The 10,671-nt window shown below is 60.9% G+C and carries 6 protein-coding genes; all 6 read right to left on the bottom strand.

Annotated elements, in window-relative coordinates; all coding sequences use genetic code 11:
- Window positions 1-912, bottom strand: a 912-nt coding sequence (locus tag JNL55_RS27580) for an alpha/beta hydrolase family protein (RefSeq protein ID WP_293862240.1), incomplete at its 3' end; no start/stop codon positions are given.
- A gap of 25 nt (window positions 913-937) precedes the next feature.
- A complete protein-coding gene (locus tag JNL55_RS27575) occupies window positions 938-3,796 on the bottom strand; it encodes a M14 family metallopeptidase (RefSeq protein WP_293862237.1) in 2,859 nt (952 codons plus the stop codon).
- An 8-nt stretch (window positions 3,797-3,804) separates the two neighbouring features.
- Window positions 3,805-5,385, bottom strand: a complete 1,581-nt coding sequence (locus JNL55_RS27570; RefSeq protein ID WP_293862234.1) for an amidohydrolase family protein — start codon at window positions 5,383-5,385, stop codon at window positions 3,805-3,807.
- A 113-nt stretch (window positions 5,386-5,498) separates the two neighbouring features.
- Entirely contained in the window at window positions 5,499-7,007 is a 1,509-nt protein-coding gene (locus tag JNL55_RS27565; protein WP_293862231.1) for an N-acyl-D-amino-acid deacylase family protein, read from the bottom strand.
- A gap of 17 nt (window positions 7,008-7,024) precedes the next feature.
- A complete protein-coding gene (locus tag JNL55_RS27560; RefSeq protein WP_293862228.1) occupies window positions 7,025-8,461 on the bottom strand; it encodes a serine hydrolase domain-containing protein in 1,437 nt (478 codons plus the stop codon).
- Between the two features lie 33 nt (window positions 8,462-8,494).
- Window positions 8,495-10,603, bottom strand: a complete 2,109-nt coding sequence (locus JNL55_RS27555) for a S9 family peptidase (protein ID WP_293862225.1) — start codon at window positions 10,601-10,603, stop codon at window positions 8,495-8,497.
- Window positions 10,604-10,671: the final 68 nt, after the last annotated feature.

Genomic DNA, 10,671 nt, shown 5'->3' with positions numbered 1-10,671 from the left:
TTCGAACTTCTTGTCGGCCGCCTTCAGCGCTGCGATCAGATGATCCACTTCCATGATGTGCACATCGCCGTCGGAGGTGTTGGCGTGAATCAATAGCGGCGTCTGTAATTTATCGGCGTGGTACACCGGCGAGCGGCGGCGATACTCCAGCGGATCCTCGTTCACCGACTTGCCGATGAAATTGTTGAAGATCTCCGGATAGCTGGGCTGATAGGCGATCCGTTGCACCAGATCGCTCACCGGCACGCCGGCGTAGGCCACCTGATACTCGGTCGGCCAGCGGAAAATGTTCATCAGCGCATGAAAGCCCCCATGACTCCAGCCGATGATGCCGACGCGGGAGCTATCCACGTTCGGCATGTTCTCCACCGCCCAGTCCTTGGCCGCATGGGAATCGTCGATCTCGGCGCCGCCGTAGTCGATCTCGTCGTACATGCCGCGACCGAAGCCGCTGCTGCCGCGATACTCCGGCGCAATGATCACGTAGCCTTCTTGCAGTAACTCGCGCGCGATCGGAATCAACATACCGCTGAAGTTCGAATGCACGCCGCCGTGGACGAACACCAGCAGCGGCGCTTTACGTTTGCCCAACGCTTTCGGCACGAAGGTGTAGGCCGGGAGCACCAGCGGATTGCCCGCGCCCAAACCGGTCGGGTTGGAGTTGCGCGGCGGCACCGGCGAAGTGATGTTGATCTCTTCGATCTGGGCGATATCGCCCAGCCGCTGATACATGGACAGGACTTCGATCTTGCGTTTGAGCATGTCGAAGTCGTGCTGATACTCCGGCACGACCGGCTTGGGATACTTGGACGACGCTTTGGCAGCGTCCTTGGCAGGCGCCTGCGCGAATGCTGAGCTCGATAGCACAGCGAGGCCCACCGCAACCAGCAGTGACTCGAATCGGATTCTCATGAAGCTATCCTGTGTTAGTCGCAGGTCATCGAAACGCGGGGCCGAAGAAGGCCGCGTTCATGAACAGCCGTTGCGTGCCCAGCGAGTAGCCACGAAACAGTGGATCGTTCGCGAACAGCAGCACCTGCCCCATCCCGCGCCGTTCTCGAATCAAGTGCGCGGTGTCAGCGATGTAACCCACCGCCTCGGGCCACACGAGCCCGGACAACACGAGCTGCGTTGGCTTGTCATACCGCCCCACTGTGTCGGAACCGGCTTCGGCGATCCATGCATCGGGCTCGCGGAACATTGCTGGCAGTCGCTTGGGAACATCCAAGGTTATCCAGTCACCCGGACGCAGCTCCACACTCAAATACGCGCCGCGTGGTAGGTAGCGGCGCAGGAGCTGGCCAGCACTGGTCCGCAGCGACTCCGCTGCCGGCACATCGGCGAGCCATTTCTCCAGCGAAGGCACCGTCGCCGGAAACTTGAATCCTTCAGAAGCCCCGCTCTTGAGGAACAGTCGTGCGGCAGGCGAGATCACCGGCAAAGTCACCGCGCCGTTCTGCTCTTGAGTTGCCACATCAGGCGCTGCGCCCACAGCGCGGATGAAATCCTCCGAGATCACCGAGCGCGCCGACCGACCAAACATCAGCGGCGGATACTTCTCGATGACGTCCTGGCGCAACTTCGCGACCGTCAAGCCGGCAGCTGCCAGCGCGTTCGCTCCACCACGCAAGCCGATTAGTGTGCCGCCATTCTCCACCCACTGGCGGAGCGCCTGCCGCCGGCCCGCATCCATCAAAGCAAGCACCGTGCGTTGCTCGCCAACGTCCGGGATCACGAACACATCGAACTCACTGAGATCGTCCCCACTGAGCCGCGCGATATCGAGCAGCGTGAATGGCACACCGATAGCAACATCCAGCAAGTGCGCTACCGCACCGACGCTGGGATCGTAGAAGCCCAGTCCTCCGAGCACGGCGATCCGCGGGGTTTTCAGAAGTTGAAACGTTTGGTCGCCGAGATCGGGTCCCTCGATGATCCGAGCGCTGTTGACTGCAGTGAATGTCACCGCCCCCGTTTGCTGTTGCGCGCGCAGCTGTTCGATCACCGAGTGCGCTTGGTCATCATTGCGGATCAGCAGCGTGCCCGGCTCGAAGCGCACACCTTCGTGCACCAACGGTTCCTGAGAAACGCGGATCTTCACGTCCTTTTGCAGCAGCCGAGCGGTCACGAACAACGAGGGGTCTCGATAGAGATAGCCGTACCGGCCTTCGCTGAAGGCGGGGCTGGCGTCGAGCACATCGTCCACGCTCGCGAGCCCAACCCACTCTCCTTTGGGCACGGCACCGCTCCACAAGGCATTCGCACCGAAGGCATGCGGCAAGGACCACGCGGTGGTGTCATAGAGCTTCGAACCGCCGCCGGAGTCCAGACTCTTGCGCTCTCTCTGAAGAAAATCCGACGGCATCGGAACATGCAGGTCTAGCAGATTGTGAGCCAGCGCCCCCAATGGCTGTGAAGCACGCACCAGCAGCGTGCCCGCGGGCAATTCCATGGACTGAGCATCGGCGCTCCACATGTTATGCAGGCCGGATGCCTTCACTGAACGTTGCAAACGCTCCACGACCAATCCCTGCGCGAGCAACGTCGATGCCGCTTGCTTGAGTTTGTAGTCATCTCCGGGCAGCAGCAGCCAGGCACGCTGACCCGACGAGCCACTCAGTGCTGCCGACCGACGCGCCTCCCACCATCGCAACAGCAACGTCTCTCGATTCTCAGCGGCCGTCTGCAAGCTTGCGAGCGAGCTGCGAAGCTGATGTTCCACCCCCTCTGCGTAGCCGCGTCGCTGACCGTTCGATAAACGTACCGTCGTGCCACGAGTCGCAGACTGTTCATAGATGATGGGCACGGCGCCTTGGTACGCGGGCCAGATATCGAAATAACCCGGGTAGAACACTTCATTCCAGGAACGCGTGTAGAAACTGGTGCCATCGCGATCGAAGGCCGCCGCGTGGTCGCGCGCGAACACCTTCCAGGACTCGTGCACGCTCGCCGGCAGTAACGGATTGTGTGGCTCTGCGGGCACAGCGAACAGGAACGTGTTGTCCGGCCCCATCTCGTGCGCATCGACCAGCAGCTGCGGGCTAGCATCTTGGATCGCGGCCACACGGGCACGCGACTCCTGCTGCACGGTGTACATCGCATCTCGATTCAGATCGAACAGATAATGATTGCCCCGTCCCTGGGGCCAGATCGGATCGTGTGCCAGGTCGGCGGGATTCTCGGCGCCGTTGCGGCGACTGAAGGACTGGATGTGACTCAACGTCCGCTCGCGACCGTCGGCGTTGAACATCGGATCGATGTGGATGACCAGGCTGCGCAGTAGCTTCTGCACGTCCTCGCCTTCGCCGGCGATCAATCGATAGGCGAGTTCCAACGCTGCATCGGCGCCGGAGATTTCGCTGCCGTGGATGCCGTAGCCCATCCATGCAGTCGCGGGTAGATCCGAGATCAACCGGCGTGCCGCCGCTGACTCCAATGTGCCATTGCCCAGCTGATGCAAGTCGGCGCGAATCGTCTCCAGCTTTGCAAGATTCTCAGGCGTAGCAACGATCAGCTTATACAAGCGACGGCCGCCTGAAGTACGACCGTAGTCTTGCAATCGAACCCGATTGGGCCGAGCCGCGGCCAGCGCTTCGTAATACTTCAGTGCCTCGTGATACCGCACCGGACGCGAGCCCGGCGCAAACTCGAGCACTTGCTCCGGCGTCGGCACGGCCGAGTCGTACTGACCCGAGCGTTCGATAACGGTCGTCGCGGCGTCCGCCGCCAATGACGTTATCGCAGCCAAAGCACAGCACACTACGCCGATCAACGACGAACGCATCTGATGAGCCATCGTGATCTTCAGTGCTGCGTGTTGTTGCTGACGGTCGCGGCTGCTTGGTCTTTCTCTTTCGCCTTCCGCACCATCTCTCGCACGTCCGCGAGCAGCTTCGGTGCATCGAAGACAATTCCGTCCTTGATGGTGTACTTCACACCACCACCGAGAACCACACGCCCGTCGCTCGCCAATGTCTCGATGCCCGTGCCGTAGAACACTTTCAGATTCTTCATCGGGTCGCCGTTGACGATGACCAGATCCGCGAGCTTGCCCACCTCGATGGTGCCCACTTGACCCGCCATGTTCAGATGTTCGGCGCCTTGCCGCGTCGCCGAGCTCAACACCTCCAACGGTGTGAAGCCGGCCTCTTGCAACAGCTCCATGTTACGAACGAAGCCGAAGCCGAACGTGGTCCACATGAATCCTGAATCGGTGCCCAGCACTACGCGACCGCCGCGGTTCTTGTACTCGTTGAGGAACTGCATCCACAGCCGGAAATTCTCGCGCCATTCGATTTCATCGGTGCTGCTCCAATCGTAGAAGTGCGCGAAGCTACCTGTGGCGCTCGGTTGGAACTCTCTCGCTAGCACCGGATGCAAATATTCTTTATTCCACTCCGCGTTGCGCGTGCCCATGTAGTCGCGATTCGCTTCATACACGCTGAAGGTCGGCTCGAACGTGAAGTCCAGAGCACGGAACTCGTTGAGCACGCGCTCTCGCAGTTCGCTACCCGACGGCGCCGCCTGTTTCCAGAGCCGCCCCGATTGACGGAAGCGTGAGCGCACGTCTGCGTAGTTATAGTCCTCGGGATAGTGCTGCAACGCCTGCCCTTCGAACATCGTCTCCGGCAAGTTGTACCAGTGGGCCAGGCCGTTCAGCCCTGCGCGTGCGGCTTCCAGTGCATTGAACTTGTACAGATGCAACGGATTCATGTGCCAGGAGACCCGAAACCCCAAGCGCTTCGCCTCGATCAGCGACGCTTTGATAACTTCCGGCGAACTCCAAATCGCACCCTCGCCCAGCCCGCGTACGCCGCGCGCATACAGTTTCTGCAGCTCTGCTTTTGTCTCCGCTGCCGTGGGCTGGCCTCGGTAGTCCGCCCAAGGCTGAACCCGAGGTGCCACGATCTCGTTGCGGGCCGATTGCTGAGAAAGCTTCAATGCCCAATCGAGATACTGCATGGGTTGCATCGACGTGATCGTCGTGACGCCATGAGCCAATAACAGCTTCAGTGCGTAATCAGGCGTCATGTCGCGACCGCCGTTCATCACGCGCACATGGGTATCGACCATGCCCGGTACGATGAACAGGCCTTTCGCGTCGATGCGGTGAGTGATGCCGTCCGGGGGGCTTTCGCCGACGCTCACGATCCGATTGCCTTCGACCACGATGTTCACCGGCCCACGCGGCGGCGCGCCCGTTCCGTCGATGATCGTGCCACCTTCGATCAGCAGCCGCGCATAAGGACCGTCGCCCTCACCCGCCGCCCTGGGCGCTGCATCCGGGAACGTTGCCTGCGCATTCGCCGGCTGGACCATCGTGACCGCCAGCGCCATCGCGCACGCGGAGAAGACAGCAGTCAAGCTACTGTTTTTGGATTCCATGACACTCCCCAGGGCAAAGGCGCTCGCCGGCACGGGTGTGCGGTCGGGCCTGCCTCAATGGGAGAGTGTGTGGCGGCGGGAAAGTCCGGAATGGCGGGGTGATGCCGCGACAGCTACCGTTCGCGGCGCAGAGCCTTGCCTGGATAGGCGCCAGTAGCGCCACCCTGCTCGACCACCGCGACGCCATTCACCCAGACCTTGTCGATTCCGATCGAGCTGAGCCCAGGTTGCTCCAGCGTCGCTCGGTCGGCCACGGTTTGTGGATCCAGCAACACCAAGTCGGCATAGGCACCCGGGCGAATCACGCCGCGATCCGTGATTCCCATGTGCTCCGCCGCCAACCCGCTCATCTTGTGGATGGCTTGCTCTAGCGTCAGCAGCTTTTGCTCTCGAACGTAGACTCTTAGAACTCGCGTAAAGCTGCCGGCGCCGCGCGGATGTTTGCCGCCGACATTGCCGTCCGAACAGATATTACTGTGCGGCCAGGCAATGAATTTGGCGACATCGTCGGAGCGCATGCTGGTGCCGATGACCGACACCTCACTGTTAGTTTTCTGGGCGTCGGTCAGCAGCATCACGACGACCTCCACAGGATCCATGTTGCGTGCCTTGGCGATTTCCGCCACGGTCATGCCTTGCGCACTGGGATCCGGCCCATAGCCATTGATCCTCAACCCTTCCGGTGGTGCGAGACTGCGGAGTACGAAGCGCACGGTTTCACGATTGTCGAAGTCGCGATTGGGGAACAGCACCGACAGCCAGGAATTCCAATACTCGTACGGGTAGACATCGCCGGTGATCTTCACACCGCTGGCACGTGCGCGGTCCAGTACACCGATGAAGCGATCCGCCTGCCCCCACCAGTCGGTCATCGCCAGCTTCATGTGCGACACCTGCACCGGCATGCCGGTGCGACGACCGATCTCCACGATCTCATCGAGTGCCTGCCACACCTCACGATCCTCGCTGCGCATATGGCTGATGTATCGCCCACCGAAGCTGGCAGCTTCACTAGCGAGGGCCAATACTTCATCCTTGCTGGCGTAGATGCCCGGGTCGTACTCGAGACCAGTCGATAACCCTAGCGCACCAGCCTGCATGCCCTCGCGCACCAAGCCGCGCATGCGTTGCACTTCATCCGCAGTTGCGGTTCGCCGAAAGTCCTTGCCTAGCACCGCGTTGCGAATCGTGCCGTGCCCGAGGTACGAGGCGATGTTGACGGCGACCGGCTCTTTGCTCAGCGTCGCAGACAGTTCGGGCAAGGGTGTATGACCGCCATCCTGTCCCAAGATCAGCGTAGTCACTCCTTGAGTAACCGCGGGCAGCATGTCCCGATGTTTGCTCATGCCGCGATCATGGTGACTGTGCGTATCGATGAAGCCGGGACTCAGCACCAATCCTTTGGCATCCACGACTCGTTCTCCGGGAAGCGCCTGCAACGCGCCAACGGCCACGATGCGTTCATCTTGAATACGAACGGATGCCCTGGGAATGGCCGGCGCGCCCGTGCCGTCCACCAGTCGTGCGTTCTGGATCAGAAAAGATTCCGCCGTGAGCGCTTCCGGCAGCACCGCCAGCAACGCGGCGACCAAGAACGCGCAGACCTTATGCATTGGAAACATCGATAACCTTCTGGCCGTTACTTCAGCGGAGCATTCCACGCCGCGACCGGGCGCAACGCGAGCTGTTGGATATCACCTGATGGCGAGAGCACCAGGATGACATCGGCAATCTCCCGGTCGAAACGGGCGCGATAAAGGTAGTGACCGTCATCGCCCATTTCGTTGAAGGAGAACAGCTTGAGTTCCTGCAACTTGCCCAGGACCCCGCGACTCTTTTGGTACGCACCGGCGATGCGTTCGCGCAAATCGGGCGGCATGGTGGCGCGCTGCGCGGCAGGTATATCTGATTCGAGCAGGATCTGATGCAGCCGTGCGGTGACCCGTGGATTGCGGTCTTCGATGGGACTGGCGGACGGCGGCGCCAGTTTCGGATCGACGATCTGCGCCACGGCCTTCGCGACGCCCCCCGCATTGCCGCTACGACTATTGGTAAGCACGACGACCGATAAGCCTTGGCCCTCGTAACGAACGTAGTGAGTCACGAACCCCTGCCATTGGCCGCCGTGCATGTGGACCTTCTGGCCGCCGACATTGGCCAGATTCCAGCCGAATCCATAGGGATAGGTTTTGCCGCTATTCAGTCGCGCCGGAGCAAAGATCTGTTCCCAGGATTGCGGCTGCAGAATTTTTCTGGCGCGCACAGCGGCATCCCACTTCGCCCAATCCAGCACCGTGAGATACAGCGTGCCATCGCCCGTTCCGTTGGCCGTGGCGGCAACCCATTCCTGATTCAGGATCGTGCCATCTTCACGAACGTCGTAGCCGGCGGCGCGATTCGGCACGATGCCGCGATCGTCGATCGGCCCAGCCGTCGTCATGCCCAGCGGTCGGAACACCCGCTGCTTGAGAACATCAGCGTAAGCGACCCCGCCGACCCGTTTCACCAGCAGCCCCAATAGCGCATAGCCGGTATTGCTGTAGCTGAACTTCTGCCCGGCAGGAAAATCCAGCTTGGTGCGGTACAGGAACTGCAACAGCTCCGCTTCGCTGTAGTCCTGGCGCAAGTCGAAATCGCCGGGAGCAAGCTTGGCGTAACTGTAGTAACTGCGACTCAGGCCGGACGTGTGCGTCAGTATGTGTCGGGGCGTGATGTTCTTCCAGGACGCAGGCGCCTCCGGCAGATAGCGACGAATCGACTCATCCAAATTGAGCTTGCCGTCTTCGACCATCAACATGACGGCCACCGCGGTGAACATCTTGCCCAGCGAACCGGTTTGGAAAATGGTGTCCGGATGCACCGGCACGCGATGTTCCAGATTGGCGTAGCCATAGCCTTGCGCCCGCACCAGCACGCCATCCTGAATCACCGCCAACGCCAGGCCCGGGATGCGATCGTTCGCCAGAGCGGCATTCACAGCGTCATCGATGGCATCCGCCCGTGCCACCATCGGCCCGGCAATCAACGCGGCCAACATCCAACCGGCCGCCACTCGCGTCAAAGCATTCAATCGCATGTCGTCCCCAGAACTGTGATTCGGAAGTTGCCGTTACATACGTTCGAAGAAATCGAACATCTTCTGTAACGGAAACACCGAATCTTGCAATTGACCGGGACCTCCACCGTGTCCGGCATCGGGCACGACGTAGTACTGCGTGGGCGTGCCACGCTCCATCAGGCGATGACCCAGATCGATGATGGATTCCATGTGGCCGGACGTGTCTAGCTCGCCCATGATGAAGAGCGTTGGTGCACGCCAATTCGCCACGCTCGAGGTCGATGAGGATGCATGCGCCAGATCTTCGATGCGAAGACGTTCGGAGAGTGGAATGAATTCAGGCGGCGCGCTGGGTGCGTGCGAGGTCTCGCCGTCCTTTTTCATCTCGATCACCCAGTCCGCGACGCCGCTCATATGAATGCCCGCCGCGTAGTCGTCCGGCAGTCGGCTGAGTGCCAAGCCCACGATGTGGCCGCCATAAGAATGGCCCGCGATGCCGATGCGCTTGGGATCGACGTCCTTACGAGATTTGAGATAGCGCGCCAACGCGGCGAGATCTTTCACTTCGCTGCCGCCGGTCGCACCACGTTCGGCGGGATAGCGATACGCCAAGCCGAAACCGCTACTGCCCCGATAGTTGATCTCCAGGACGATGTAGCCGCGGCTCACGGCGTACTGTGCGAATGGCGTGTAAGCACCGTAGCCGTAACCAGGAAACACGCGACCGGTCGGTCCACCTTTCGCGGTGACGATAACGGGATAGCCGCCCGTGGGCGGCTTGCCTTTCGGCACCATCAACAAGTGATAAGCAACGAGGCCGTCGTCAGCGCGGATCGGTAGTACTTCGACATCGGCGAACTGCTCCCAGAGCTTGCGAGACTTCGCGGCCTGTTCAGTCTGCGGCGTGAGTTCGACGACACGTTCGCCAAGCTTCACTACCCGTCGATTCGGCATGCGGCCATTCACGTTGGCCACATAACTGAGCGAACTATCCGCCGTGAAGCCGGGCCGTGTTTCCACGCCTTGCCCCTGCGCCACCCGCTGCGGACTGCCGCTGTTCAGCGCGAGCCGCCACACATGCTGCCGCGGCAAGTCGCCAATGTTGGCTTCGTACGCAACACTATCGCCCGCTGCGTTCAATACGACATTGCTGACTTCACCCTCGCCCGGCGTCAGCAACCGAGGGGCGCCACCGTTGCTAGCAATGGAGTACAACAGTTGCCAACCCGTCTTCTCCCAGAGGAACAGGATCTGACCATCACGCGTCCAGATCGGCGTTTGATAATCCGGTGACGGCACGGCGCCCGCCCCTGCATCCGCACGCCACAGGGTGCGCACGTCACCGGTGTTCGGATCAGCCAGTTCCAGACTCCACGCCGCGTTACGCGACTGCGCCGAGAAGCGATACGCCGTAGCCCAGTTGCCCGGGATTCGCGTAAACAACAACTGCTTGCCATCCGGCGACCACACCGGCTTGATGTCCTGAAAGATGCCGGGAGCGAGATAGCGATGCTTCAGCGTGGCTAGATTCACCACGCCCACAAACCGCTGGCCCGCTTTGCGATGACTGCTGAAGGCCAGCTGCGAACCATCGGGCGAATACGCGAGCTCCTCGATATAAACCGCTGCGTAATGTTCCGCATCGTTGGCGAGCAGCGGACGGCGTGTCCAGCCTTGCGCTTCTTGGCGAAGCTCAAACAGCATCTTGCCTTCACAGAAAGCAAATGCACGACCATCGGGGGAGAACGTCCAGGGAGAAGGAGGAATACCCTCGCCGCTCGCAACACGCGTCGTTTCACCGCTATCGATATTGAGTTTGATCAATTCGCGCGTGTCGTTCGCGGGATAAGGCGGGAAGCCGCGTTGTTTGCGACCGCGGACGAAAAAGACCGAGCGTCCGTCCGGCGCGATAGAAACATTCTGCATCCCGGCCTGATCGGTATAGGCAGTGATCTGCCGCGGCTTGAAGTTCGGTGCAGCGGCGGCAAGCAAGTTGTTGCCATCGCTCCAAACCACATAGCGGCTGTTCGCGGCGGCGATCAAGCTGGTACTCATCGTCCCATGAGCCGCGATCGATTCCGTCAGCGTGAAAGTCTCGGGGCGCGACGCGGCGTGACACACCGGCGCGCATAACAAGAAACACAGCAGCAGCTTGTTCACTGGATTGTTCACTGGGGGTATAGGGCAACTTCGCTTGGAGAGAAGAAAGGGCCGCGCGCACGAGAACT

Source organism: Steroidobacter sp., assembly GCF_016790065.1.
Taxonomy (GTDB): domain Bacteria; phylum Pseudomonadota; class Gammaproteobacteria; order Steroidobacterales; family Steroidobacteraceae; genus Steroidobacter.
The sequence above is the reverse complement of the archived record's forward strand: the minus strand, read 5'-3'. Positions and strand labels throughout refer to the sequence as shown.